This is a genomic window from Paenibacillus wenxiniae (assembly GCF_039822605.1).
Lineage (GTDB): Bacteria > Bacillota > Bacilli > Paenibacillales > Paenibacillaceae > Saccharibacillus > Saccharibacillus wenxiniae.
Genome location: NZ_JBCGUH010000018.1, coordinates 37,064 through 63,598, shown reverse-complemented (window position 1 = coordinate 63,598; position 26,535 = coordinate 37,064). Strand labels below are relative to the sequence as shown.

23 protein-coding genes and 1 riboswitch are annotated in these 26,535 nt (G+C 45.2%); of the genes, 15 read left to right on the top strand and 8 right to left on the bottom strand.

Features of this window, described 5'->3' with window-relative positions; genetic code table 11:
• Positions 1 to 70: 70 nt before the first annotated feature.
• Positions 71 to 267: riboswitch (Lysine riboswitch) on the bottom strand.
• A 401-nt stretch (positions 268 to 668) separates the two neighbouring features.
• The 3 genes from AAHF22_RS21190 to gpmA form a co-directional block, all read right to left on the bottom strand.
• Positions 669 to 1,811, bottom strand: coding sequence for a virulence factor (locus tag AAHF22_RS21190; protein ID WP_347327011.1), 1,143 nt, complete (start codon positions 1,809 to 1,811; stop codon positions 669 to 671).
• 386 nt (positions 1,812 to 2,197) lie between these two features.
• Entirely contained in the window at positions 2,198 to 2,965 is a 768-nt protein-coding gene (locus tag AAHF22_RS21185) for a DUF4253 domain-containing protein (RefSeq protein WP_347327010.1), read from the bottom strand.
• A 169-nt stretch (positions 2,966 to 3,134) separates the two neighbouring features.
• On the bottom strand, positions 3,135 to 3,884 hold the full coding sequence (gene gpmA, locus AAHF22_RS21180) for a 2,3-diphosphoglycerate-dependent phosphoglycerate mutase (RefSeq protein WP_347327009.1): 750 nt from the start codon (positions 3,882 to 3,884) through the stop codon (positions 3,135 to 3,137).
• 421 nt (positions 3,885 to 4,305) lie between these two features.
• On the opposite strand from gpmA, the gene AAHF22_RS21175 reads away from it, so the two are divergent.
• The 5 genes from AAHF22_RS21175 (at position 4,306) to AAHF22_RS21155 (ending at position 7,807) form a co-directional block, all read left to right on the top strand.
• On the top strand, positions 4,306 to 4,692 hold the full coding sequence (locus AAHF22_RS21175) for a DUF4279 domain-containing protein (RefSeq protein WP_347327008.1): 387 nt from the start codon (positions 4,306 to 4,308) through the stop codon (positions 4,690 to 4,692).
• 105 nt (positions 4,693 to 4,797) lie between these two features.
• The gene (locus tag AAHF22_RS21170; protein WP_347327007.1) at positions 4,798 to 5,097 is read left to right on the top strand and encodes a hypothetical protein; all 300 of its coding nucleotides are present in this window, start codon (positions 4,798 to 4,800) and stop codon (positions 5,095 to 5,097) included.
• Between the two features lie 261 nt (positions 5,098 to 5,358).
• The gene (locus AAHF22_RS21165; RefSeq protein ID WP_347327006.1) at positions 5,359 to 5,844 is read left to right on the top strand and encodes a WapI family immunity protein; all 486 of its coding nucleotides are present in this window, start codon (positions 5,359 to 5,361) and stop codon (positions 5,842 to 5,844) included.
• Between the two features lie 135 nt (positions 5,845 to 5,979).
• Complete coding sequence (locus tag AAHF22_RS21160) at positions 5,980 to 6,297, top strand: hypothetical protein (protein ID WP_347327005.1); 318 nt, start codon at positions 5,980 to 5,982, stop codon at positions 6,295 to 6,297.
• A gap of 331 nt (positions 6,298 to 6,628) precedes the next feature.
• A complete protein-coding gene (locus tag AAHF22_RS21155; protein WP_347327004.1) occupies positions 6,629 to 7,807 on the top strand; it encodes a helix-turn-helix transcriptional regulator in 1,179 nt (392 codons plus the stop codon).
• Positions 7,808 to 8,239: 432 nt separating this feature from the next.
• On the opposite strand, the gene isdG is transcribed toward AAHF22_RS21155, so the two are convergent.
• Genes isdG through AAHF22_RS21135 form a run of 4 tightly spaced genes read right to left on the bottom strand, consistent with a single transcriptional unit; the run spans position 8,240 to position 11,414 of the window.
• A complete protein-coding gene (gene isdG / locus AAHF22_RS21150; protein WP_347327003.1) occupies positions 8,240 to 8,599 on the bottom strand; it encodes a heme oxygenase in 360 nt (119 codons plus the stop codon).
• The gene (locus tag AAHF22_RS21145) at positions 8,565 to 9,428 is read right to left on the bottom strand and encodes an ABC transporter ATP-binding protein (protein WP_347327002.1); all 864 of its coding nucleotides are present in this window, start codon (positions 9,426 to 9,428) and stop codon (positions 8,565 to 8,567) included. Before AAHF22_RS21145 ends, isdG begins: the two co-directional genes overlap by 35 nt.
• Positions 9,425 to 10,420, bottom strand: a complete 996-nt coding sequence (locus AAHF22_RS21140; protein WP_347327001.1) for a FecCD family ABC transporter permease — start codon at positions 10,418 to 10,420, stop codon at positions 9,425 to 9,427. The genes AAHF22_RS21145 and AAHF22_RS21140 overlap by 4 nt, the downstream gene beginning before the upstream one ends.
• A gap of 7 nt (positions 10,421 to 10,427) precedes the next feature.
• On the bottom strand, positions 10,428 to 11,414 hold the full coding sequence (locus AAHF22_RS21135) for an ABC transporter substrate-binding protein (protein ID WP_347327000.1): 987 nt from the start codon (positions 11,412 to 11,414) through the stop codon (positions 10,428 to 10,430).
• Positions 11,415 to 11,861: 447 nt separating this feature from the next.
• Between AAHF22_RS21135 and isdC the strand changes: the two genes are divergently transcribed.
• The 8 genes from isdC to AAHF22_RS21095 all read left to right on the top strand — a co-directional run bounded on the left by isdC (position 11,862) and on the right by AAHF22_RS21095 (position 21,827).
• On the top strand, positions 11,862 to 12,335 hold the full coding sequence (gene isdC, locus AAHF22_RS21130) for a heme uptake protein IsdC (protein WP_347326999.1): 474 nt from the start codon (positions 11,862 to 11,864) through the stop codon (positions 12,333 to 12,335).
• 28 nt (positions 12,336 to 12,363) lie between these two features.
• Positions 12,364 to 12,849: an NEAT domain-containing protein gene (locus AAHF22_RS21125; protein ID WP_347326998.1), complete on the top strand. Its 486-nt coding sequence runs from the start codon at positions 12,364 to 12,366 to the stop codon at positions 12,847 to 12,849.
• A 59-nt stretch (positions 12,850 to 12,908) separates the two neighbouring features.
• A complete protein-coding gene (locus AAHF22_RS21120) occupies positions 12,909 to 13,397 on the top strand; it encodes an NEAT domain-containing protein (RefSeq protein ID WP_347326997.1) in 489 nt (162 codons plus the stop codon).
• Between the two features lie 95 nt (positions 13,398 to 13,492).
• Complete coding sequence (locus tag AAHF22_RS21115) at positions 13,493 to 17,128, top strand: NEAT domain-containing protein (protein ID WP_347326996.1); 3,636 nt, start codon at positions 13,493 to 13,495, stop codon at positions 17,126 to 17,128.
• 310 nt (positions 17,129 to 17,438) lie between these two features.
• A complete protein-coding gene (gene isdE / locus AAHF22_RS21110; protein ID WP_371834093.1) occupies positions 17,439 to 18,302 on the top strand; it encodes a heme ABC transporter substrate-binding protein IsdE in 864 nt (287 codons plus the stop codon).
• A 377-nt stretch (positions 18,303 to 18,679) separates the two neighbouring features.
• Positions 18,680 to 19,747: a FecCD family ABC transporter permease gene (locus tag AAHF22_RS21105; RefSeq protein ID WP_347326995.1), complete on the top strand. Its 1,068-nt coding sequence runs from the start codon at positions 18,680 to 18,682 to the stop codon at positions 19,745 to 19,747.
• Positions 19,737 to 20,522, top strand: a complete 786-nt coding sequence (locus tag AAHF22_RS21100; protein WP_347326994.1) for an ABC transporter ATP-binding protein — start codon at positions 19,737 to 19,739, stop codon at positions 20,520 to 20,522. Before AAHF22_RS21105 ends, AAHF22_RS21100 begins: the two co-directional genes overlap by 11 nt.
• A gap of 195 nt (positions 20,523 to 20,717) precedes the next feature.
• A complete protein-coding gene (locus AAHF22_RS21095) occupies positions 20,718 to 21,827 on the top strand; it encodes an MBL fold metallo-hydrolase (protein ID WP_347326993.1) in 1,110 nt (369 codons plus the stop codon).
• A gap of 152 nt (positions 21,828 to 21,979) precedes the next feature.
• Here the strand turns inward: AAHF22_RS21095 and AAHF22_RS21090 are convergent, their stop codons facing one another.
• Entirely contained in the window at positions 21,980 to 22,729 is a 750-nt protein-coding gene (locus AAHF22_RS21090; protein WP_347326992.1) for a hypothetical protein, read from the bottom strand.
• Positions 22,730 to 23,209: 480 nt separating this feature from the next.
• Between AAHF22_RS21090 and AAHF22_RS21085 the strand changes: the two genes are divergently transcribed.
• Together AAHF22_RS21085 and AAHF22_RS21080 are read left to right on the top strand one after the other, a co-directional pair.
• On the top strand, positions 23,210 to 24,835 hold the full coding sequence (locus AAHF22_RS21085) for an ABC-F family ATP-binding cassette domain-containing protein (protein ID WP_347326991.1): 1,626 nt from the start codon (positions 23,210 to 23,212) through the stop codon (positions 24,833 to 24,835).
• 815 nt (positions 24,836 to 25,650) lie between these two features.
• Positions 25,651 to 26,529, top strand: coding sequence for a cation diffusion facilitator family transporter (locus tag AAHF22_RS21080; protein WP_347326990.1), 879 nt, complete (start codon positions 25,651 to 25,653; stop codon positions 26,527 to 26,529).
• Positions 26,530 to 26,535: the final 6 nt, after the last annotated feature.

The following is a 26,535-nucleotide window of genomic DNA, read 5'->3' as shown; positions in this document are numbered from 1 at the left end:
GAAGGCTCATACAAAAATAGACCGCAGTTCAGCTGCGATCTATCGATATCGATCCCGCATCATACTTCCCCTTAAAGATAGCTCAACACAATGAATGGCTAGTTTTTTTCATTGTGACAGTTCTGCCCCTTTCGAGTACAGCCCCAGCACCGTGCTATTGGAGTGTAGCACCGCACTTCGGCAGCATGACCTTTCCAACCGGCATCAACGGCAACTCCTGTGCCTGCTCCGTTTGTACTGATTCATGTTGCGACCTCTACCTCATCGTGGTTGTGTGATGAGGCATATTATGCAGTTGTTGTACGTATCAGCTGAATACTGACGCGGATGTGTTACAGTATAGCTTTTTGAGGCAGGTTTGGCAATGATTTTGATGGGGATATTAAAAAATCATGAGAGGGTAGAGTTGAGGAAGCTACTGTATGAGCAGAATGTGTTTCATACAAAAATGTACACAAACTCGTGGGTGAGTTTGTGTACATGGAATGGTGTTGATCGTATGATGCCTATGGGTAGATCAGCGTTTTGTGGAAAAGGTTGTCGTGATTCCCGTTATCTCGTATTGATTCAGATGATCAGGGATCAGTTGACTCTAGTAAGGAGTAATATGTTGTTTATTGTTCGATGTTGGTCGCAGCGATAATTGTATGTGGGCTTCTTGAATCGAATTAACTGTTTTGCTGGCGGCTTCTTGCCATTTGTTGCCAGATGGTGCCGGCGGCTTCTTCGCCGGATGCGATGCGTTCCAGTGCCATTTTCGCTTGCAGGCTCACTTCGAATTCAGGGTCTTCTACAGCGGTTTCCAGTGCGTCGCGTGCTTCTTCGGTGCCGACTTCGTACAGGAAGCGGGCTGAGCGCCAGCGGACGAGTTTGCTGCTGTCCTGTAGTGTTTTGAGCATTGCCGGTGTAGCAGCTGGATCGCCGATATCGGATAAGGTGTCGCCAGCGGTACGACGGACGGCAGCGGATTTGTCTTCCAGTGCCTGGTAGAGCAGTTCCATCGCTGCCGGGGTTTTCAGATCGCCCAGATAGACGACAGCGAGGCGGCGAATTTGCATTTTTTCATCATCCAGTGCTTTGCGAATGAGTGGCAGACTGTTTTCGTCTGGTTGTAACAGATCGAAGGCGGCATAGCGTACACGCCAGTCGCTATGTTCCATCGCTTCGGCAATTTCGTGCTGGGACATTTCGCGGCGTTGCTCGATAAATTCCTCGTTGCTTGCGCCATGCGAAATCGCTTGCTCGATAATTTTGCGTAGACGCTCCGGCGGGAACGCCGCTTCCAGCTCCTGTTCGACCTCACGTGCGATATCCGGCAGCTCGCCATAACGAACACCGTAATCGGTCAGCTTGCGCTCTTTGATCAGTGTTGCGCTGGCAACTTCAGTAACGGCCTGCACAAAACGATCTGACAGCGAGATCCGTTCTTCTTTAGCGCCAGCTTTAACCCGAATTTGCATCGGGATGCCACGGAAAAACTGTACAAACACATTCGCTTCACCAAAATGCTCGCCAGACAGATCTTCTGGAACTTCCAGCTTGTTATCGATCCCGTCACCGCCGAGCTTTTCCTGTACTTCATTCAGAATCGCTGACCAATCCGCATTGGCACGGCGATCGAGTGCAACAAAATCCGCGGTATGAAATACACTTTTCACACCGTTAATATGCAGCATTTCACGAATAAAAGCAGGTGCGGAGCGCTCGTTATCGAGCGTATACGTTTTGCGTATGCCTGCTGGAAGAGTCTCGTCCAGACGTAACATCATCGTATTCGGACTGGGTGTAGGCTCAATGGATAAAATATTCATCGTTGTTGTACCTCCTGTATATGAAATGGAATGAATATGCAAATAGAATGATTCACGGTTCGATCCTTATCTATTGTACCCCAAATGACCAATCACTGGCACAACCGTGATCCAAAATGAGTCTGCGATCGACTTGATGTGCATGTTATTAACATAAAAGCACAGGCGAGTTGCACCTGTGCTGAACGAGTGAAATATAATTTGACACATAGCACATAGCACATAGCACATAGCACATAGCACATAGCACATAGCACATAGCACATAGCACATAGCACATAGCACATAGCACATAGCACATAGCACATAGCACATCATGAGTCACTGCTGCCTAATTGTACAAGCCTTCAAAAGCGTATAACACTAAAATAATCTCGTATTCCGCCTTAATCCCACCAGAAATACCAGATATCATGCTGTTTTAAATAGCTAGCATATTCGCCAAGCGTATCGAAATTTTCCAGCACATACGGGCAAAATAACACATGCTGACGTGCGACTACTAGCGCATCTGCATCCGTTTGTAGAAGGCGATCGGTACGAACGATCCATGTACTGTCACTGACAGCGATAGGATAGGCACCATATTGTTGCTGCCAGTGGCGCAATATCGCAGACTGCACTTCTGGCATCGGACATTCATTATAACCACCCATCGGAATGATCACAGGAGCTTCGTATTCACGACCTTGTGGTAGCTTCAGCCAGAAAGCGCCATCCTCCTGACGGTATTCAGCCCAATGTGCATCCGGTACAGGCAATGTACGTTCAGTAGTAACCATCTGTTCATCCAGCAACTCCAGTGGCTCCTCCGATTCCTGCAATAATCGGTACGCAGCATATAGCTGATCAGTCGACAACTTTTCCAGCGGCTGATATTCGGCAGGTAATTCATTGTATTCCAGTAACCAGGCGATAGAGCGACGCAAGCCATCGGCAAGTGTTAAGCTTTCGGATTCAGCAACATTCTTTTGCACGGTAGCGTCAAACGAATCATTTTCCTCAGCCGTTTCTTCCATCATTTCCAGCAGATTTTCACTCGGAATGACAAGCAGCCAGTGTTCTGCTTCAAAGGGTGCCGGATACGTAATATCGCCAATGTGGACGGGGATCGTCTCATAATGATGGAGCAAGCTGCGCATATCCTGATTCATCGATGGTCTCTCCTTTATGAGTAGGTGTAGGATATTGTTATATGTTCTACCTATGTATTGCTAAACTGCACGCTGTATATAAGGATGTGTACGGTTGAGGGAAGATACAGCGTAGTATCTGTCACATCATTATATACAGTTACAGTATAATATACGTTCGATCGCAAAATCACTCCGTCACATTACCCTGATCAGCAACCTCGGCGGATTTGCGGTCAATATGCTCCTGTTCACCGAGGTAAAAGCGGCGAATCGGCTGCACATGCTCGTCCAGTTCATACACGAGTGGAATCCCGGTCGGAATGTTCAGATCGGTCAACGTTTTCTCGTCGATATCTTCCATATATTTGATGAGCGCACGCAATGTGTTGCCATGAGCGCTAATAAGAATACGTTCCTTTTTGCGAATGAGTGGAACGATCCGATGATGCCAGAAGTAGCCGACACGAGCGACGGTATCCTGTAAACTTTCACCAAGCGGTAGATCATGTTCAGCAATGCTTTTGTACCGCTCTTCCAAACGTGGACTCCGCGGATCATCCGGTTTGAGCAGCGGTGGACGAACGGTCAGGCTGCGTCGCCATAGATGAAGCTGTTCTTCACCATATTTGCATGCCGTATCGGTTTTGCTCAGTCCCTGCAAAGCACCATAATGCCGCTCGTTCAGCTTCCATGCTTTTTGCTCCGGAATCCAGAGTAAATCCAGCTCATCCAAAATATAATGCATCGTCTGAATCGAGCGCTTGAGTACGGACGAGAATGCCATATCAAATGTATATCCGGCTTCGCGAATCAATTGCCCTGCTTCCCGCGCTTCGTGAATTCCACGTTCAGTTAACGATACATCCGTCCAGCCCGTGAACAGATTTTGCTGATTGTATACACTTTCTCCATGTCGAACTAGAATGACGCTGTACATGCGATCTTGCTCCTTTCGATGGGTGAAAATGGGTTGTTTGCTGTTGATCGAAGTGAAAGTGCTTGGAGGAATGATGGCTCTCTATGTTCATTTTAACCATAGCGAGCAGGTTACAATCGGGGAGGATCAGTAAGGGATATCTATATATCGTCATATTGAAATAAAAAATAACTAAGCGATATGTACAAAGTATGTCTTCGTATGTGTTCATGATTGTGATATTAAAAAAATCGAATGGATATAACGCAAAATGTACACAATTGTAAATAAGAGACGGTTTTGATCACAAAAGCTTGCTAACTAATAAGATAAAAAACGATAAAACTAATGTTGTTGTTATCATATAATAATTATACTAGCTATGATCATCAGGCAAAGCAGTTGATTACGAATGGAGTTCCATAGAGGAGTATATAATAATATGACGAAAACAAAAGTGGATTTCTGGTTAGTAGGCGACATATTTGAACCTGATAAAATAACAAATGAACTTGATATAAAACCGACAAAAGCGAGACTGAAAAAGAACTCACCTATTCCGCAAACCGCAGCAACATATTGGAAACTATCAACTGAAAAAGAAGAATGTACAGCAATCTCTGAACCATTTGAGAAGTTAGTAGAGTTGTTACAAAATAAAGAAAGTATCATCATTAAGCTGTGCCAACAGTTAGGATTGACTGCAACTTTTGAAGTAGTAATTGAAATGGAAATAAATGATAGACCGGAATTGGTTCTTACAAAGGATATTATTCAATTTGCTAATGCTATTCAGGCAGAGATCGGTTTTGATTTGTATATTGATTAATTAAAAAGAAAAACTCCATGTTGAATAAGTAATGAAATCGAACATTTTACTGGAAGCTAAACAAGGAACTGGGAACAAGCGTGAACAGAGTCAAGGAGTGAGAACATGATTAATGTAATGGAACGTTTTTTGGAATCTGAAATATCTTCTCAAAAACTCTACGAAGATATTTACTCGTTTATTACTTCTTTTCATATTCGAAGTGGTGAGTTTGAAGCGAACTATTACATCATAAAAAAAATGGATCAAATTAATTTCTTTATCTATGCTGAAAATATATTTCCCGATGATCATCATAGAGAGATACCTTACAGTACATCCATTTACAGCAATCATTTAATCAAAGCGATTAATGAATATGCTCAGCTACAAGGCTTTACTGTGATGGATTATGCAGATCATTAAGCGGACAATCTGCCATAGATCGTCTGCGGGCTATTGGCAGCTAGATCATGCTATATGAGAAAACACAGCTCCTTTTCTTTGAGAAGGAGCTGTGTTTTGAATTAAAAAATTTAATAAAACTCCAGCAATACCATTATTACCACGGTTGGATTACCAAGTTTGGTGGGAAGACAACGCCTTTAAAAATGTGGAAAGATGTTACAAAAATGTTGAGTGATAATGGTGTTGTTAGTTCGATACCACTAGATTAGAGGTGTCAAAATGTTTGTTTTGCAAAATCCCGAAAAAACTATTACTTTATCATTAAATTTGAATAACAATAAATTCCTCGATATTAACTTGGAAAGAGAAGATTTTGAGAATTGGGTGCCCTTCGTATTTCATTTAGATATCGATCATGCACGTTTATCTTATGTAGAAGAAGACGGAGCTACTTTTAGTCTTTACGAACTTAAGAGATTATTGGTGGATATTGAGGCTATTTTACAAAGAAAACATGCCGGATTAGAAATTGAAAGGTATGAGTTCTCAAGTTGTGAATGTTATTTTGATATGGTGTTTTATGATACATTGGAAGAAGGCTTCGTATATATGGAAGTATGGATTAATATAGGTTCTCATTCAAATGGACAATCATTTGGATACGATAAAGGGGTTAGATTTGTTGCTAGTCTCAGTGAGTTGGAGAATTTCAAAAATGGAATTAACATGCAATTGAATGTATTGTTAGCTTCTCTTTACTCATAAGGAAATGAAATTTATATGCCGAATCAAATAATTATCACAAACAGGAACAGGGCGAAAGAATACAAATTATTCTTTCTGATGATGGTGGAATGTTAAGTGCTTATCCTGTCAGATAAAGGTTTAAGGAGTGAGAACATGATTGATGTGATCGAGCATTTTTTAGAGGACGAAATATCTTCTCAAGAGCTATACGAAGAAATATACTCGTTTATTACTTCTTTTCATATTCGAAGTGGTGAGTTTGAAGCGAACTATCATATTATTAAAAAAATGGATCAAATAAACTTTTTTATTTATGCTGAAAATATATTTCCCGATGATCATCATAGAGAGATACCTTACGGTGTCGCTATTTATAAAAGAAGCTTAATCAAAGCGATTAACAAATATGCCCAGCTACAAGGCTTTACGGTGATGGATTATGCAGATCATGAAGCGGACAATATCCTATAGATCATCTGCGGGCTATTGGCAGCTAGATCATGCTATATGAGAAAACAAAGCTCCTTTTCCTTGAGAAGGAGCTTTGTTTTTAATTAAAAAATGTAATGATAGCAGCATAGATCACTATAGATGCTCATGCAAATGGAAAATCACCCACATAAGCACAGCGCGTTTCTTGATTGTACATCAAAACGCTCCGTGTTTTTCTTCGTGAGATCATCGTATAGCGAAATAATAAGCTCTAGGCTATACTACATACCCAACATCACAACTATTATCAAACGCTGCTCTATCGCGTCTTATATACTAAGCTCATCACCACAGCAGAAAGGAGCAGCATATGAACAAATCGAACTTGCACAATCATCTACCCAATCATCTACCCAACCATCCCGTTCAGCAGATGATCGATAGTATCGAACACACGATTGCGCAGCAGCATGAATTCTCTCTACCCGAACTGGCTCAACAAATCGGTTATTCTCCTTTTTACTGCTCCTTCCTATTCCGTCACCATACCGGAATCAGCATTAGAAAATATATCCTGCTACGACGTAGCTTTCTGGCAGCATCCCGATTAGCGGATACGAATGAACGTATTCTCGATATCGCCATACAATATGGCTATTCCTCGCAGGAAGCCTTTTCCCGAGCATTTAAGGACATATTTGGCATGACACCAGCCGCATTTCGCAATCATCCACAGCCTTTACAACAATACGCTAAACGCACGTTATCTCCACTAGATGCACACAAAGGAGCGATTTCCATGTATGAGATCAAAACCGCAGATATTGTTCACCTGCAACATAAAGTAGAGCAACTGTACGAGCAGGATATTTTAAACGTATTGAACGGTCAGATGATGTATAAGCAGTTTCAATCCAATCAATGGATGGGCGCGAGTAGCTACGTTCCTTTTAATGAAGCAATGTGCGTGCATGAAGCAACAAGTGATATATTCAGCGAGTCCTTTAATAAAATCAGAGCAGCGGGACATAGCAGTACATTAGCGGATTATGAGCAGATCGTTATCGCTCCACTACAACCGCTATTTACAAATCTGCACGATTACAAATGTATCGTGCTCTGGTTTGGTGACGATATGTTCTGCCAGCTTAACCTGCTAACGATGCTCGCCTATTTGGAACAACAGCACTATTCAGGCACCGTCTACTTCAATACCGTTCAGGAACAGACCTATGATGTACAACAGACCGAAATGAAGCTGGGCACATTTGCTTCATTATATGAGCAAGTTGTACTGCATCACCAGATGCCCGAGCAACCGCTGCTGCCTGTCATGTATCAAAGTATTCGTCTATACTTGCAATTACAATCTGCGGACAACGAACTGACCCGTTATATCGCTGCTCATCCCGATCAATCGCAGCAAGAGCTAGTACAGGCTATGCTACAATTGTTCACTCACTACGGATTAGGCGATACGCAATATATAGAATGGATTCAGCAAGTACGTAGCGAGGTGGGAAGAGGAGTAGATGCAGATCGGAAGTAGGGTACAGATACGACAAGCAATAATGCGAATGAAGCACATGCGACGTTTAAACATACGCGTTTTATTGGTAAAGCTACGACCATAAATGATGCGAACGTGCATGGCATACAAATGAATGCTACGCCAACCCTTTCCACTCCTTGCGAAGCCGACCATTGCCAAAATGATTGTGCTTCCACGCAAATAGCTTCCTTCAAGCGATACACATCACGAACGCGAACCATCCTTTCCATAACAAAGGCTGCTCTCATCGAAACTAGAGCAGCCTTTTTTTATAGTTCTTCACTTGTCTATAGTATTCACTCATCTAGCTACATCGTTCACTTATCTATATTTTTCGTGTAATCCTTTTTATAAGCAACTCTTTGTACCAATCCACAGCTACTATAACCTACCACTACTAATACAACTCATACTATCCATACTGCTAATTTATACCGCCGCCTGATCGCCTTCCGTTTCACGCAACTCCACTGCTGGTGCCTGCTGCGGCTGACGCACAATTTTCACATCGTAAAACGCAATTTTATTATCCAAAATATAATCTGGAATATTGCGATGGGCGTGGGATTCGCGGAAGGCGTCGCTGCGTGTCCAGTTATGGAAATGATCTTTCGTTTCCCAGCGTGTGCTGATCGTCACTTCGTCGTATTCCTTATTGCTGTCATTGTATAGCACTTCCAGACCGAGAAAGCCGTCCATATAATCGACCTTGCCCACTTTATCAAAGCGTTCAACGAGCAGATGGGCGCTACCTTTAGTAATTTGTGAAGTGTTCGTTACGATAATCATGGGATATTCCTCCTGAATGGTGTGGGATGTCCGGTACAATGACCGGGTATTTGCCTTCATATTGAATACGGGCATTCATGCCGTATACTTGACGGATAAACGTATCGGTTAACAATTCTAGCGGTTCACCCTGTGCCGCAAGGCGGCCGTTTTGGAGTGCGATCATATGATGGCAATAAGCAGCAGCTTGCTGTAAATCATGCAGCACCATTACAATCGTAATTCCAGTTTCTCGGTTGATCCGATGCAGCATATCCATCACCTCAAACTGATGGGCAATATCGAGAAAAGTAGTCGGTTCGTCAAGCAGTACGATCGGTGTCTGCTGTGCCAGTGCCATGGCGATGCGTGCACGCTGCTGTTCACCACCGGACAGGGTATGCAACATGCGGTTGCTATAATGGGCGATACCTGTCCAGTCGAGCATCTGTTGAATCACGCTATCGTCTTCCGCACGATGTAAGGTCTGGAAGTGTCGCTTGTGCGGAGCGCGTCCGTATGCAACCAGCTCGCGTACGGTCAGTTGCGGTAAAGCTTCCTTCAGTTGCGGCAACATCGTAATCTGACGCGACCATTCGCGCAGCGTATACTTTGTAGCGGGTTTATTTTGTATCGTGACTGTTCCATGATCTGGCTTCAGTAGGCGTACTATAATACGCAATAGTGTCGATTTGCCGGAGCCATTGGGACCGACGATGGCGGTTAATTTATGGGCCGGGATAGAGAGCGAGATATCGTCCAACCGGAAATGACCACGATGCAGTGCGATATTTGCTACTTCAATCGCTGCATCGGAAAAGGAATTAGCATCGCCATTCGTAGCGTTCATGTCAGCACACGCCCCTTTCGTTTCAATAAATAAAGAAAGAACGGTGCGCCGATCACAGCGAGCAAAATGCCAACCGGCAATTCAATCGGATCAAACCATGACCGTGCAATGCCATCGGCGAACACGACCAGTGCCGCGCCGCCGATCATTGAGTACGGCAGCAGAAAGCGATAATCCTCACCGATCAGCAGCCGGATCATATGCGGTACAACCAGTCCGACAAATCCGACTAGTCCTGCTACGCTAACCGCGGCGCCTGCCAGCAGTGCAGCGAGCACAATAAGCAGGAAACGCTGTACTTCGACACGTTGACCGAGCAAGCGAGCGGAGTCATCGCCCAACAACAACAGATTGGCTGGCTGAATGGCGAATAGACAGAGTACGAGTCCGATCAGTGCATACGGTGCCATGAATTCTAAATGATGCCAGCTACGTCCATTTAATCCACCGGACAACCACGGCAGTACCGCCTGGACCCGATCACTGAACACCACCATAATGCCATTGGTGACGGCACCGAGTAAGGCATTGACCGCTACGCCTGCCAGTACAATTTTGACGGGTGAAGCACCGTGCTCCCATGCCATGGCATAGATGACGATCGCCGTTACAAACGCACCTATAAAAGCAGTGATCGGCAATAAATAGCTGAACTGAGGTAGCATCACCATCGTGATCATCGCCGCCATGCCACCACCGGCGGATACGCCGATAATGCCAGGATCAGCGAGCGGATTTTTCATCACACCTTGTAATAACGCACCGGAAGCTGCGAGGCAAGCGCCGACTAGCATACCAACCAGTACACGAGGTATACGCAGATCGATAATAATCGTACGATAGACCGATTCCTGCTGACCTTTCAGTACAGCCAGCAGATCGGCAACAGGAATCGAGATCGCTCCATCGATGATGCTGTATAGCGACACGAGTAGGAGCAGTATAGGAAGGAGTATCGCCAGCATGAGTCTGCGTCGTGAACGCCGCAGCATATCGGGATTACTCATCGGTTTCCGACGGATACAGCAGATGATGCATTTGATCCAGCGCTTCGGTTACACGTGTACCTGGATTCGTACCGAACAGATCGGACGGAAGGACTTCAACCTGATTCTGTTTGACCGCCTTCACACTACTCCATGCTGGATTATCTTGCATTTCCTTAAGAAAGCCTGCTTTTACTTCCGCGCTATTACCGTGTGTCATGATGAATACATAATCCGGATCTGCTGCTACGACCCGTTCCGTGCTGAGCTGTGCATATTGCGGAAAACTTTGCAGTCCGGGCAGATCAGCAGCGATATTGTTGCCGCCTGCCAGCTCCAGTATGTTACCGCTAAGCGAATTCGGCAGTGCTGCCATATATGTACCGGGTGCGCCGTAGACGAGCAATACGTTGGGTTTGGCAGCTGCTTGTGTGTCTGTTCGAGTTCGATCTGATAGGCTGGCAATATGCTGATCCAGTTGCTCGTTCAGCTGTTTTGCCCTGTCTTCTTTAGCGAGCAGCCCACCGAGCAGCGTAATCTGGCGCTGAATATCTGCGACCGAGTTGGCTGAGCTTAGTACCATCTTCGCCCCGATACTTTCTACAGCTGGAATGTCCTTCTCATTCATCGGACTGTTGCCAAGCACGATATCAGGCTGGAGCAGAGCGACCTTTTCCAGATCGAGTTCATGGGTAGAGCCAATCGTCTGCGCTTGCTCGGCTGCTTTGACCGGAGCGCCATTGTTCGACGTCGGACGTCCAACGACGCTACCGCCCAGTGCGTAAACGATATCGACTTCTCCATTACTGAGTGCCACAATTCGCTGTGGTGCATGTTGCAATTGCACGATTCGACCAGCAAAATCGGTCACGGTCACCGATTGACCTGTAGCAGCCGCTGCGGTTGCCTGTGTTGGAGCCGTACCGCTTGAAGGGGATTGACTGCATCCTGTAAGTGCACATATTAACAGAGCCGATAAACCGAGATAACGAGCGTTCATGAATGTTTAGTCCTCCTGCACGATGTTCCTTCATGAAGTAATGAATTTAATTGATAATCATTTTCAATTACTCTGACCTAAATGATAATTAATATCATTTGCATAGTCAATGCTTAATGTGCTTAAAATTTAATTTTTTCAAAAAATAGGTAATTCATTTTGAGTACGTATGCTGTCGCTATAGAAGAAGCGGAAATTTAAAACGTCCACAAAAGTGTTGATTTTACAGGTGTATAGGGCAATATTGACGTATTGACAACGAATGGAAGCTTGGTCTACCATTGGCGATGTGTAATGCACACTCTTCTCTGAACAAAATGGGAGAGGGAACAACTAGCATTTCACATGTCCGAAAAGGACATTTATTTTTGGATTTAATTGAGAATGATAATCAATTAAATTCCGGTATCAACCATTCTCATCAGGAAAGGAGGAACGCTAGCTTTTATGAAACAACGCTTTGTTTTACTGATCGGCGGACTGATTATGTTCACGCTGATACTCGGTTCTGTGGTGCCGTCAACGGCGACGGCTGCATCCTCATCGAGACCTGCAAAAGGTACATACACACTCGATTACGATATTTTGCGGGCAGAGGATAATTCGGTGTCGATGGCTAACGATTATTTTGAAAAGCCAGCCAAATTATATGTGACCGACAGCAAAATGACGATGCAGATCACGATTAACCATAGTACCTGGACAACGAAGTTCAAGGTGAAGTACAAAGGCCAAATCGTCGATAGCACCGTGATCAAAACGAATGCTGCTAAGGATACACGCATCGTGCAATTTCCGATTGCCGATCTCAGTACGCCGATGATCTCGCAAATTCATGTCACTGTGCCTTCTTACAACTATGACCATGACTACACGATTCGCTTCAAACCTAATCTGAAAAGTGTTAAAAAAGTAAATTAATCCAATCCAGTACAGGGAGAGTGTTGTTATGAATATCGCAATCAACCGCAATGAAAAATGGAGCTTCAAAAATACACTGCTCGTGATGCTGATGACCGCATTGCTCGGTATGCTGGCATTGCCGTGGGGCGCAGGTCAGGCACATGCGGCACTGGCAGAAGGCACCTATTCGGTCGACTACCAAGTGCTGGCAGATGGCTCTACAAGCACATCCCGTTTGGATAGCTATGTTGTAAAGCCAGCTACAGTAACGGTAGCAGGTGGCGTAACCAAAGCACGCATTACCATTACGAGCAGCAACCTGATCACTGCATTCAAAGTCGAGCAAAACGGTCAACTCGTTGATGCTACTGTCGTTAGCACGAATACAGCCAACAACACCCGTGTTGTGGAATTCCCGGTTGCTGATCTGAATGCAACGCTGAACGCCTATGCAGAGATCAAAATTCCGGTCATCGGCTACACAGGCAAATACAATGTCGATCTGAAGTTTGATGAGGCAAGTGCGGAGTAATCGATAATTGTTGCTGGAATTAAGCTCACTATAAAAGAACAAAAAGGAGAATGAATTCGATGAATATGACAATGAATCGTATGGAAAAAAGTACGTGGTTGAAAGTGCTTATGATCGCGATGGTTGTAGCTCTGGTAGGTGCCTTGATGGCACCGTGGGCATCAAAAGCGAATGCGGCGATTGCAGATGGTACGTACGACATCGATTACACCGTGTATGCAAACGGTACAAACAATCCTTCGTATATGGATAATTCGGAATACTCTGTCAAACCGGCTATATTGATCGTATCTGGCGGCAAAGCAACGGTAAAAGTAACGCTGAATCATAAGGATTGGATCAAATCGTTCAAAACGCAGCAAAACGGAACGTATGTTGCTGCTCCATCAACAACAAGTGGTGACTCAGTAACGTACACATTCCCTGTAAGTGATCTGTCTGCAAAAGTAAATGCACAAATTCGCGTTGTCGTTCCAGCAGAAATCGCAGGTCAAGCCTACGATCACACGTATACGGTTCAATACGTATTCGATCAAGACAGTATTTAATGTGACAATACAAATAAAGTAGATCAACTACTATTGCTTATCTGGGACCACCTGGTCCCAGGTAAGTCTATTTTGTTAACAGGGGGAGCATCACTTTGAAAAGGCGCTTTGCACCATATGTCATTAAATGCACTGTTTTTGTCATGCTGTTCGGAATGATTTCACCAGCACTGCCTTCCGCTTTCGCAGAGGATACAGGCAGCAGTCATTCGAGCAGCGTCAGTGCTGATACTTACGGTAATTCCTCATCGGGAACGGTCGGCAATAATACCTATGGCCCAGCGGAAACATCTATACATGTCCCTTCACAGGACCCATTGAGTGCATTTAACTACTCCACAGCGACTACAGCTACGTACAATACGTATGCCAATGGACAGTATACAGTTAATTACAATGTACTTCGAGTAGACGGTACGGGAAGAGAAGTGAATCTATTTAAAAGTACGACGGGTAATGCAGACCGACCGGGTCAATTGATTATGGATAACGATGGCTATCATTTTAGCTTTAGAGGGAAAAACGCTAAATTTTTTAGCGATTTTAAAGCAACTCAAGCGGATAAGACCAGTACAGCCATCTATACAGTTGAAAAGGAATCGGTCAAAGATGCTCAAGGCAAAGACGTAGAAGTGAACTATACGAGAGTTAGTTTCGATGTGTACGATCTTAATCAACAGGTCAAACTTGATTATTCTTTTAATGGCGCAAGCCCTGCCAGTGGATATTTGACATTGGATATGTCCACATTAACACCAATTCAACCCGTCATAACCGAACCAGAAACACCTGTAGACCCTGAACTTGTACAAGCAGTGAAAGGGACGACCAAAGAGATCACCTATACGGCTTTACAGGATGGAACGACACAATCTTCAAGCATGAACAATTATATGGTGAAGCCAGCCAAATTTATTGTTACTGCGGATAGCAAAAAATATGTACAGCTTACGCTCACCAACAGCAACCTGATTGCTGGTTTCCAAACACAGGTCGGCACAGAGTTTATAGATACCGGTATCATTGCAAAAGATGCCACCCATCATACCCGTACCATTCAATTTGCCGCAGATGCGCTGACAGCAGATCACAACGTAATCTCTGCTAAAGTCCATGTCGTCACAACGGCTCCAACCGGACAAGTATATGACAAATGGCATACGGTTCAACTGCAATTTGACACCCGTATATTGAATGAAGTAACTTCGCAAACTATCCAGTATACGGTGTACAAAGATCAAACGAATGAAGTTTCGATCATCGACAGTTATCTGGTTAAACCTGCACAACTGATTACAGAAAATGGGAAGAAATATATTCGTCTTCAACTCAAAAGCAGTAATCTCATTGTTTCTTTTCAAACGCCAATCGATGGGGTGAATACGGAAGCCCAAACGGTTGAATCCGACACAGCCAACAATATGCGAACGATTCAATTTCCGGTCGATAATCTGTCTCAAAAGTTGACAGCTTACACCCATATTTATATACCTAACTTAAATTATGATCACTGGTACGATGTACAATTCCAATTCGATAGCTCCAGTCTGCCCACAAACCCGGATACGGGTTCTAACCTTACACCGGAACCGATCAAGTTGCAAAACGGGGCTTATACGATCGATTTTGCTGCTTTGAAATCAGATAGCGATCAAGCATCAACGATGGGCAATTATCTTGGTCAAACAGCTAACGTAACAGTGGAAAATGGACTGTACCATGTATCACTTGTCGTAAAAAGTAGCAATATCATTCCAAGCTTCAAAGTTAAAGAAGACGGAGTATGGGTTGAAACGACAACCGTAAGCAAAGATATCGATGCCAATCAGCGTGTCGTTTCATTCCGTACCACCCAATTACAAACGATCATGAACGCTCAAGTTGGCATACAAATGCCAAACTATAACATGACACACCCTCTTCGTTTGCAGTTCAATCCCGATTCCGTCCAGTCCGTCTCCACTACACCGGATGGCATGGCTGACGGCAAATACAGTGCGTCCGTCATCGCCTACAAATACGGAACGAAAGAAATCTCCGTGATGGATGATTATCTTGGCAAGCCGGTAACAGTAGTGAAGAAATCCGGTAAATATGTTGTACAGCTTCTACTCAAAAACAGCAGCTGGATCAAAACGTTTAAAGTTGGTGGACAGGATGCGCAGGTAATCGAAGCTTCTGGCGATACCCGGGTCGTGCAATTCCCGGTAACCGAACTGCCACGCAAACTGAAGGTCAACACCCATGTGATCGTGCCCGGTCTGGAACTTGGTGGTGTACCTTACGATCATACGTATGATGTCGATCTGCAAATCGGTTCGATTATGCCATATGAGACACCTACATTGTCTGCAACAACGACGACTTTACTGGACTTTACGAATCTGGCAGCCGGTAAGTACAAATTGCCATTTAGCATTGTGATGTCAGGAATGACTTCCGGTACATCCTCTCCGCTTGATCGTTTTATGCCGGCAGATCAACCGGTACAACTGACTGTGGAAAGTGGCAATCGCTACGTTACGATGACATTGAACAACGGCAACCAGATTAAAGCGCTGCGTATCGCTAACGGTGATGCCTATACAGATGCCGAAGTAGTCCGTAGCGATGAAGTGAACAATACGAAGACCGTTACATTCAGCGTGTCCGACTATACCCAAAATGTACCGGCACAGCTCATCACGACCGGCGGTGTAAGCATCGCCAGCACGTCGGACAGCAGTGATACCGTATACGATTTTGCATTCAAATTCGATACAGCTTCCGTTACGATGGACAGTTCTGCGACCGATACAGCAACCAGCAAAGGCACCCATACGATTGCCGATGGCGACTATACGGCTACTTACCGTATTTTAAAAAATGGTTCTAATGCCGATTCCGTACTGACGCCGTATGTGGATCGCACTGCCAAGCTGACCGCAAAAGGCGGCAAAGTGTACGCAACGATCACGATTGTCGATAGCGAAGCTCTACCTGTATTGATGACCGATTATGAAGGCAAATACACAGCGCCACAGGTGCTTTCACAATCGCCGGATGGCAAGTCCCGTACCGTGACGTTTGAAGTTCCTGATCTCGACAGCAAGCTGAGTATTTTCGCGCATGCGAACGTTTCGGCTTATTCCCTGAATAAAGAGAAATTGGGCGGCCAACTGCTGTTCGACCGTACAACACTAACATCGAAACTAGCAGCGAATACCGGTACAGCTGAACGACAACCTGCACCGACTACGGCAGTTCAGCCTGCTAGCCCGTCCGATCCAGCCGGAACCGTTCCAGCACCAGCAGCAACTACCGGTGAGAACGGTTCCGACAGTACCAGCACGACAACGCCTGCAACTCCAGTCGCTGCAAAGAAATATAGTATTGGCGTGAAAATATACAAAGATAAAAGTGATGAGTTGTCCGTCATGAATGATTATGTGCTGCCAACCGCCACACTGGTAGAAGCAAATGGCGTAACTTATGCCGAGCTGACACTGAAAAACGGTAGCTGGATGCCTGTATTGCAAGTAGAGCAGGACGGTACATTGAAAGACGTAGAACAAACTTCCTCGACTGGCGCGACCACAGTCGTTCGTTTCAAAGTGGATCATCTGTCGAGCAAAATCAATGCGTATACCCATGTTGTCGTACCCGGTCTGATGATCGGCGGTGTACCTTATGATCACTGGTATACGATACAGTTCCAATTCGACGAAGCGAGCAAAAAAACACTGAACTAACAACACCAGAACTAACAACACAAGAACTAACAATACAAGAACTAACAATACAAGAACTAACAATACAAGAACTAACACCTGTACTAACAACACCATATTCAGACAGGTACGATTAGCCTGTGCGCTTGCAAGTCTTGGCATTTATTAATGTCAGGGCTTGTGGGCATTTTGGAAACTATTTTGAACGTTGGAGGGAATGCTGGTGCATTTACATTTATCCCGTCGCACTGGAGCGAATACACGTACAGCGAGTACAGCGATATGCACACGTAAGCCCATTTATTGTGGAAGTTTACTTCTACTTTTGCTCATGCTAATCTTGTCCGGCTGCTCTGCTGCATCCGGTACAACGACCACTTCCGCTGCTGCGGACAATGAACGTGCAGCTAGCACCAGTCCGGCGCGCATCGTCGCGACTACGGTAGCGATCACCGAAATTGCCAATGCGCTGGATCTTGATCTGGCCGGCAAACCTACCAGTACTAAGCAACTGCCGGAACGCTATAAAGATGTACCGGACGTGGGTAACCCGATGAGTCCAGATATGGAAAAAGTGCTCTCGCTGGCGCCAACTGATATTTTATCCGTTACAACGCTTCAATACGATCTGGCGCCCAAATTCAAAGGACTGAACATTCACGCCGAGTTTCTCAATTTCGAAAGTTTAAGCAATATGGAAAATGAAATTACGAAGCTGGGTGCACGCTTTGATCGTGTACAGCAGGCGAAAGAGGTCAATAGCAAGCTGCAAAGCAAAGTTGCAGAGATCAAAAAGCAGGTGGCAGGCAAGCCATCACCCAAAGTGCTGATTTTACTCGGTGTACCGGGCAGTTATTTAGTAGCAACCGAAAATTCGTACATCGGTGATCTGGTGAAGATCGCAGGCGGTACGAATATTGTACAGGGCGAAAAGGTCGAGTATCTTGCTTCCAACACCGAATATTTGCAGCAGGCGAATCCGGATATCATTTTGCGAGCGGCGCATGGAATGCCGGAGGAAGTGGTGAAGATGTTTGACGAGGAATTTAAAACAAATGATATTTGGAAGCATTTTAACGCGGTACAACATGGACATGTGTACGATTTGCCAGAGCCACTGTTTGGCACAACGGCAAGTTTGTCCGCAGATCAAGCGCTGGATGAGCTGGTGAACATGTTATATCCGGTGCAATAACATAATTTACTGTATCCGACATAATCACTGTTATGCTGTATTCATTGCAATCATGCATCGTGCTGTAGCGGAAGTATGAAAGAAGGATAGTACATTTCAGTATTTCTATGCTTGAAGGGCTTGATAAATACGGTAGGGCTGAGATGTAGGACTAATTATAGAAGTGATACAAACGTGTTAAAAGCGTGCTAAAGACGTACTCAAGCCGTGCTGAAGACGCGCTGAAGATGTGTTAAAAGCGTGCTAAAGACGTACTCAAGGCGTGCTAAAGCCGTGTTAAAGATGTGTTAAAAGCGTGGTGAAGGCATGGTAAAAGCGTGTAGCAGATGTGATCACAGCGCAGCTTATCAAACATCAATAGACAGGAGCGAAGAAGTTTGGCAAATATGAACTCGGCCCCGGCTAGTATAGGGTTATCCGAACCAGACAGGACGGAAGCGCGGCTTACATATCGCCGTCAGGAACGCAAGCGGTTATGGAGCTTTATCGGTGTATGGATCGTGCTCATTGGCGTTATATTGTATTCGGCGATGATGGGAAGTCTGCATGTTAGCGTTACGCAATTGCTGCAAGGGCTGTGGACAGGGACGGATGCACAGGTGAATGTAGTACGCGATCTACGATTGCCACGCATCATTATCGCAGTGATGGCGGGTGCGGGGTTAGCGGTTGCTGGTGTGCTGTTCCAAGCCGTTATGAAAAATCCGCTTGCCGATTCAGGGGTGATCGGCATCTCGTCCGGGGCGGCACTCATTTCGCTCATTGCGGTGACCGTTTTCCCGGCGCTGTATTTCTGGATGCCGGTCTTTTCCTTTTTCGGCGGTGCGCTAGCCTGTCTGATGGTATATGGGTTTTCATGGCGTTCTGGACTCCATCCAGTTCGGCTCATTCTGATCGGTGTGGCGGTGAATGCGATCTTTTCGGGGTTGGGGCAATCGTTTAATTACCGTGGAAGCTATGCGGTGACTAGCATTAATCAGGTCACGACATCCACGCTGTCGATGAAAAAGTGGGTCGACGTGGATGTGATGCTCTGGTATGGAGGGATCGGACTGATCCTCGCGCTACTTGTGGCAAACTGGTGCAATTATTTATCGTTACAGGAGAAAACGGCGCGCAATCTAGGACTGAACGTCACGCTCGCACGCGTACTCATTTCGGTCGTAGCGGTTATTCTCGCTTCAACAGCAACAGCCATCGCCGGTGTGATCGTCTTTATCGGCTTGCTAATTCCGCATATCGGCAGGCAGCTGGTTGGATCGGATCATAAATGGCTCATTCCATTTAGCGCTTTTGCAGGCGGATTGTTGCTGTTGCTCGCCGATACGCTGGGCCGTACTGTGCTGGCGCCGCAGGAGATTCCGGCATCGATCATTATGGCGATCCTCGGCGGCCCTTTTCTTATTTTCCTGATCCGAAGGAGTGACCGTGTGCATGGACGTTAATGGGATTACCTTTTCTTATGATGGCCGAATCGATCGTCTTCACGATGTGCACACGACGATTCAGCAAGGCAAAATTACGACGATTATCGGGCCGAACGGTTGTGGTAAATCGACATTGCTGAGCGTGATGTCCAGCAATGGGAAACCACGTCAGGGTGAGGTGATACTGGACGGTAAGGCGATTATGCGCTATCGTCCATCTGAGCTGGCACGGCGGCTTGCTGTCGTGCATCAGCAAAACGAAGCACCGGATGATTTGACGGTAGAGAAGTTAATTCGTTTTGGACGGATGCCGCATAAAACGATGTTTTCCAGCGATAAAGCGGAAGACGATGCGGCGGTTGAATGGGCGATTGCTTGCACCAATCTGGAGCAACGGCGTTTCCGCACATTGGAGCAACTGTCCGGCGGCGAGCGTCAGCGCGTGTGGATTGCGATGGCACTGGCGCAGCGGACGCCGATTTTATTTTTGGATGAACCGACAACGTATTTGGACATGTTTTACCAGTTAGAAATTATGGAGTTGATCCAGCGTCTGAACCTGGAATATGGATTAACGATTGTGATGGTGCTGCATGATATTAATCAGGCGCTTCGTTATAGCGATGTGATCATTGCGATGAAGGAGGGGCGTATCGTATCATCCGGTCATCCGCACGATATATTGACAGCAGCTTTAATTGAAGAAGTGTACGATGTGCAGGTGGTGATTCGTCGCGATGCAGAGGCAGGCTTGTATATCGTACCGATGCAGGCGGTGTTGCGGCCTGTCTGAAACCGGGTAATACAAAGGCAAAGACAGCCAGTCGTGTCTCCCGCCTGCCAACGATGCTAGGGAACTGTGGATGACACAGCCCTGGCATTGCTATTTAGATAGTGACATTTCTAAATCGACACACCTGTTTCCAGGTACAAGACATGAATTGAATCCACTTCCATTACGCATCCAGCAGGGGAGGAATGTTTGGTTATGGCAAAAGCTCGTTATCACAATGTAGACAATGTCGGCATCGATAAGACACTCAAGCAGTTCAAGCAATGGCGTGCCGATCGGCGCAAAAAGGCATTGCGCGATCGCTCCTATGTTGTACCGAATTACCAGCCAGAGATGGATTATTTGCATGGTAATCGTGAAGACGCTTCCATTACATGGATCGGGCATTCCACCTTTTTTATTCAATATGAAGGTTTAAATATCGTCACTGACCCGGTATGGGCGCAGCGACTCGCTTTTCAACGTCGGATCGGCCAGCCCGGTATTCCGATTGAGGACATTCCGCCAATCGATCTGATTTTGATCTCTCATTCCCATTATGATCATATGCATATTAGTTCGATTCGCAAACTGTATCGTAGCTCAACGACGATTATCGTACCCGCAGGGCTGAAGCGGAAAATGCAGCGCAAAGGCTTCGGCCGCTGTCACGAAATGCACTGGTGGGAAACGCTCAAGATCGGCGATTTGAATCTGACTTTTGTGCCTACCCAGCACTGGAGCCGCCGTACACTACTGGATACGAATACATCGCACTGGGGCGGTTATGTGCTGGCGCCTGTCCATCATCCGATTATGCCGGACGAACAGCATAACCCGTGGGTGACCGCTCAGGACCCGGTACAGCAACCACATCCAACGATCACCGCCGATGCGACCAGACAGGAAATGGGCTACCAGCAGCGCGCCGTTCCGCCAACGGTTTATTTTGCCGGAGATAGCGGATACTTCCCTGGTTTTGCCGAAATTGGTCGTCGTCACCGCATCGATGTCGCCCTGCTGCCCATCGGCGCCTATGAACCCGAATGGTTTAACAGTTCTCAGCACACCACACCCGAAGAAGCATTACGCGCCTTCAACGATATTTGCGCCGAAATCATGGTGCCGATGCACTACGGCACCTTCAAGCTCGCGGACGACACCGCACGCGAAGCACTGGATCGGCTGGATACCGAACGCCATCGCCTGCATATCGCTAAGGAACGCATTCGTGTACTCGGCTATGGGGAGACTTTGATTGTGCACGGACTACTGGATGAAGAGGCACAAGAACGTGCCGAGGCATGTCGTTCGGATGCGCTGTAAATCGTAAAAATATTGAATCGATCTCTTATATGTAGATAGAGGATACGATGATCTGATAAATATTTAATAATTTAACAATAAAAGGACTCTAAACCAACTGCTATGTTGGAAGAGTCCTTTTATTTAGAGTCATGCCTATATTTAACTAGGTATTAAAATTTTGCCCAAGTAACATTGGGGATACCGGGATGACTGGAATAGACAGAAAAGTATTTATTCTGAAATGTTGTACCTTTAATATCAATGCCTACAGTATCGCTAATTGCACCAGCAGCACCTGTTGCATACATTTTCCATTTCCCACCACCATAATAGTAACCGCCAGAAACATAACCTGGGTGTGTACTTGATTGCTCAGACAAAATCAAAATCGGATTTCTGTTTGTGTGTCCTTGAGTAACACTGAGTGGTCTAACTGCAACACTACTATTATGTTCCCAGTTCACAGTAAGTGTGATGGTAGTAGTATCAATCCCGAATGCCTCTAAAGTTATCGACCGACTTGCTGAGGTCTGAGTAGCAGCCAAAGAAAATTGAGGACTAGTATTGTTTACGATATCTTCCCCTTTAATTTCAACCTTTACATCAGTACCATCCATATTATAAGTTAAATCGTTCTCGCCGTTTAATCCTGCTTGAAGTGCATTTAAATAATGTGGTGAAGCTAAAAATTTTATAAATGCTTCTTGTTGATCATTTTCCAAATTGTTGAACTTAGTTAATGTTTCTTTGGCTCCTATATCCCCACTGTTAATTAGTGTCTGTAAGTATTTTTCGTAAGCTACAGGAGTAAGTACATCTGCATCGGAAGCAGATACAATATTATTAGAATAAAAAAGACTAAAAGAAAATAAAAATAACAATAGAAGATTAGATTTCATAAAATTAAGTCTACGTGTCATTAGTTAATAGATCCTCCTATAATGGTTATTTGTTACGATGTTGGCATGACTATTTGTTTATGTTACCATAAATGGTAGTTTAATGGTAATTATTATAAATAAAATTAACAAAGGTGGTAAATAATGAAATCTAAGAATTTAGTTTGGCTGGTTGTTGGTGTCGTAGTTATAATGATTGTAATGTACTTTTTTGTTTCTGGTTCATCCAGTTCATAATTGAAGTAACCTATATCAAGAAGCACATCACTACTATAGATTGATGTGTTTTTTGTTTTGTAAAGAGTGGAATATAGGAAATACCTTATCTACAACCTACTCAAAATTTTAATCACAAACCTCAAGTCACGCCTACGATTACATCTATTAGTATGGTATACTATTGCCAACAGTCGTTTCATAAGAACGAATACTGTCTTTTTGTTGTGAGATTGGAACGTTTCATTACTATATTTTATTAAGGATAAAGGATGGGTTGAATACATGATTAGTACTTCAGGTATCACGCTGCGTTATGGCAAGCGTGCCCTTTTTGAAGATGTAAATATTAAATTCACACCGGGTAACTGTTATGGTCTGATCGGTGCGAATGGTGCAGGTAAATCGACATTTCTAAAAATTCTCTCTGGTGAAGTGGAGCAAAACGAAGGTGAAGTTCACATCACACCGGGCGAGCGGATGGCGATTCTGAAACAGAATCAATCCGAATACGATGAGTTCCAAGTGCTGGAGACCGTGATCATGGGTCACAAGCGTCTGTACGATATTATGAAGGAAAAAGATGCACTGTACGCAAAAGCCGATTTCAGCGATGAAGATGGCATGCGTGCTGGCGAATTGGAAGCTGAATTTGCTGAAATGAACGGCTGGGAAGCTGAAGCCGAAGCAGCTGAAATGCTGAACGGTCTGGGCATCGACAACGAAATGCAATACAAAATGATGAAGGAATTGAATGGTAACGAGAAGGTACGCGTCCTGCTCGCACAAGCATTGTTTGGTAACCCGAACATCCTGCTGCTGGATGAGCCTACGAACCATTTGGACATCGAATCCATTCACTGGCTCGAAAACTTCCTTGCTGGATACGATGGCACCGTTATCGTAGTCAGTCACGACCGTCACTTCCTGAATACCGTTTGTACGCATATCGCCGATATCGACTTTGGTAAAATCCAGATGTATGTCGGTAACTATGACTTCTGGTACGAGTCCAGCCAGCTTGCACTGCAACTGAGCCGTGAGCAAAACAAGAAAAAAGAAGACAAGGTGAAGGAACTACAAGCGTTTATCCAACGTTTTAGTGCCAACAAATCCAAGTCCAAACAAGCAACGTCCCGTAAAAAGATGCTCGACAAAATTACGCTGGATGACATTCGTCCGTCCAACCGTAAATATCCGTTCATCAACTTTAAGGGCGAGCGTGAAGCAGGTAAACAATTGCTGCTGATTGATGGTCTGACGAAAACGATCGATGGCGAAAAAGTGATCGACAACCTGACGCTGACCGTGAACAAAGGCGACAAAATCGCATTGGTTGGTCCGAATGGTAATGTGAAAACAACGCTGTTCCAAATTCTGATGGGCGAAGTAGAGCCGGATGCAGGAACATACCAGTGGGGTGTAACGACATCTCAAGCGTATTTCCCGAACGATAACTCCGCTTACTTTGACGGTGTGGATGTAACGCTCGTCGATTGGCTGCGTGAATATTCTAAAGACCCGGATGAATCGTTCCTGCGCGGATTCCTCGGTCGTATGCTGTTCTCCGGCGACGAAGCTTTGAAAAAAGCAAGCGTACTGTCCGGGGGCGAGAAAGTTCGTTGCATGCTGTCCCGCATGATGCTGATGGGCGGTAACGTCCTGTTGCTGGACGAGCCAACGAATCACCTTGATCTGGAATCGATCACCGCACTGAATAACGGTCTGATCGACTTTGACGGTACGATCCTGTTTACTTCTCATGACCATCAGTTCGTACAAACGATTGCGAACCGCATCATCGAGATTACGCCAAACGGCATTATCGATCGTATGATGAGCTATGATGAATACCTGGAAAGCAAAGAAATTCAAGCAATGCGCGAAAAGATGTATCCGGTTGAAGTGTAAGCCGATACCTGTTCCATCCGCATAACGTAATGCCTAGCCTGAACGTTCAGGGACATGAAAATGTTCCTCGTTCAGGCTTTTTGGCTTTTTGCTATATTCATTTACTGCTTATCCCCTCACAGGTGAGAATCAATTTTTCTTAGCAGGCAGGCATACTTTTTCGTTTATGTACGATATATCGTCGTTTCTAAGTTAGTTCAAACGCATGTAATCACTACAGCAACAATCATTTGTCGTACTCAACTGAATTACATTTAGATTTATAAAATGCTTATCGATCGAATATTCCTTACTTCTGGAAGTTATTTTTTTGGTATTGCTCTTGAAAAAAAATTATGCTGCGAGAAGCACAGAACGGAGGGAAGGAAATAAGGGGTAAGGACGATTTTGGAGGGGCGGGAATCTTCCATTACTCCTAATCCAAAAGATTCCCGCGGCTCCACTGAGTCCGTCCCCTTATTCCTTCCCGGAGTGGTTGAAGCTCAATCACTCCACTAACTTTCAACCGACTCACCTTTCCCTTCAAAAGATCTTCAAAAATATTTTAAAAATTACATCCTCGTTCACTATATTGAACAAACTCATTCATTTTTCACATCTTTCCTCTGTGCAAAACTGTTTACACCCCATTACAGATTTTCACCCCCACCACATGATTTGCCCGACACTACAACATTTACAGCAGGCTAAAAGGTTTGCCCACCCCTACAACGTTTCTCTAGACCCACAATAAATTCATTTGTTAAGATGAACAGATGAAATCGGGAACTAGCGAGCAATGCTGTGTGTGACCGAGTGTGGGAGGATATCGCGATATGGTAGATGTGTATCAAAATTTAAAAGAAGGTGAGCGCGGAGCCTGGCTGAGCATTGTATCGTATCTGGTGCTATCTGCGTTCAAATTGATTCTTGGCTATGTATTCCTGTCCAGTGCACTACGTGCAGACGGTATGAATAATTTGACCGACATTATAGCTTCGATCGCTGTGCTCATTGGTTTGCGTATCGCTCGCAAACCGCCGGATTCGGATCATGCGTATGGTCACTTCCGTGCAGAAACGGTTGCTGCCCTGATCGCTTCACTGATTATGGCGATGGTAGGCATTCAGGTGTTGATCGATGCGGTAGGCTCATTGTTCCGCGGTCATGAACAGGCACCTCAGCCCTGGCTGGCAGCAGTCGCCATCGTGTGTGCAGGTATCATGTATGGGGTGTATCGCTACAATCTAGCCCTCGCTCGGCGCACGAACAGTCAGGCACTGCTTGCAGCAGCGAAAGACAATCTGTCAGATGCTATGGTTAGTATTGGCGCAGCAGTGGGCATTATCGGCTCGCAGTTCGGTATGCCGTGGCTGGATGTGGTCGCTGCGCTCGTAGTAGGCTTGCTCATTTGCAAAACGGCATGGGATATTTTACAGGAATCGATGCATCGGCTCACCGATGGTTTTGATGAAAAGGAACTGCCGGAGCTGAGAGACACTATCGGGTCCATTCCGGGCGTAGAATCGATCAAAGATATTAAGGCACGGGTAAACGGCAGTCAGATACTCGTTGATGTGATTATCGAGGTTGCTGCCGATATGTCCGTGAGCGACAGTCATGATATTACCGATCGGGTTGAAGATACGATGGCCAAAGTGCATAATATTCATTATGTACATGTGCATGTGGAGCCAAAAGAAATCTGCACGTAAAGCTCC

Bases quoted from the DNA above. Each gene is read 5' to 3' on its own strand.
- AAHF22_RS21090 (WP_347326992.1), bottom strand. From the start codon at position 22,729: ATGACACGTAGACTTAATTTTATGAAATCTAATCTTCTATTGTTATTT.
- AAHF22_RS21125 (WP_347326998.1), top strand. From the start codon at position 12,364: ATGAATATCGCAATCAACCGCAATGAAAAATGGAGCTTCAAAAATACA.
- AAHF22_RS21190 (WP_347327011.1), bottom strand. From the start codon at position 1,811: ATGAATATTTTATCCATTGAGCCTACACCCAGTCCGAATACGATGATG.
- AAHF22_RS21170 (WP_347327007.1), top strand. From the start codon at position 4,798: ATGATTAATGTAATGGAACGTTTTTTGGAATCTGAAATATCTTCTCAA.
- AAHF22_RS21120 (WP_347326997.1), top strand. From the start codon at position 12,909: ATGAATATGACAATGAATCGTATGGAAAAAAGTACGTGGTTGAAAGTG.
- AAHF22_RS21140 (WP_347327001.1), bottom strand. From the start codon at position 10,420: ATGCTGCGGCGTTCACGACGCAGACTCATGCTGGCGATACTCCTTCCT.
- AAHF22_RS21080 (WP_347326990.1), top strand. From the start codon at position 25,651: ATGGTAGATGTGTATCAAAATTTAAAAGAAGGTGAGCGCGGAGCCTGG.
- AAHF22_RS21155 (WP_347327004.1), top strand. From the start codon at position 6,629: ATGAACAAATCGAACTTGCACAATCATCTACCCAATCATCTACCCAAC.
- AAHF22_RS21100 (WP_347326994.1), top strand. From the start codon at position 19,737: ATGGACGTTAATGGGATTACCTTTTCTTATGATGGCCGAATCGATCGT.
- AAHF22_RS21085 (WP_347326991.1), top strand. From the start codon at position 23,210: ATGATTAGTACTTCAGGTATCACGCTGCGTTATGGCAAGCGTGCCCTT.
- AAHF22_RS21165 (WP_347327006.1), top strand. From the start codon at position 5,359: ATGTTTGTTTTGCAAAATCCCGAAAAAACTATTACTTTATCATTAAAT.
- isdE (WP_371834093.1), top strand. From the start codon at position 17,439: ATGCTAATCTTGTCCGGCTGCTCTGCTGCATCCGGTACAACGACCACT.
- isdG (WP_347327003.1), bottom strand. From the start codon at position 8,599: ATGATTATCGTAACGAACACTTCACAAATTACTAAAGGTAGCGCCCAT.
- AAHF22_RS21135 (WP_347327000.1), bottom strand. From the start codon at position 11,414: ATGAACGCTCGTTATCTCGGTTTATCGGCTCTGTTAATATGTGCACTT.
- AAHF22_RS21175 (WP_347327008.1), top strand. From the start codon at position 4,306: ATGACGAAAACAAAAGTGGATTTCTGGTTAGTAGGCGACATATTTGAA.
- AAHF22_RS21145 (WP_347327002.1), bottom strand. From the start codon at position 9,428: ATGAACGCTACGAATGGCGATGCTAATTCCTTTTCCGATGCAGCGATT.
- AAHF22_RS21095 (WP_347326993.1), top strand. From the start codon at position 20,718: ATGGCAAAAGCTCGTTATCACAATGTAGACAATGTCGGCATCGATAAG.
- gpmA (WP_347327009.1), bottom strand. From the start codon at position 3,884: ATGTACAGCGTCATTCTAGTTCGACATGGAGAAAGTGTATACAATCAG.
- AAHF22_RS21160 (WP_347327005.1), top strand. From the start codon at position 5,980: ATGATTGATGTGATCGAGCATTTTTTAGAGGACGAAATATCTTCTCAA.
- isdC (WP_347326999.1), top strand. From the start codon at position 11,862: ATGAAACAACGCTTTGTTTTACTGATCGGCGGACTGATTATGTTCACG.
- AAHF22_RS21185 (WP_347327010.1), bottom strand. From the start codon at position 2,965: ATGAATCAGGATATGCGCAGCTTGCTCCATCATTATGAGACGATCCCC.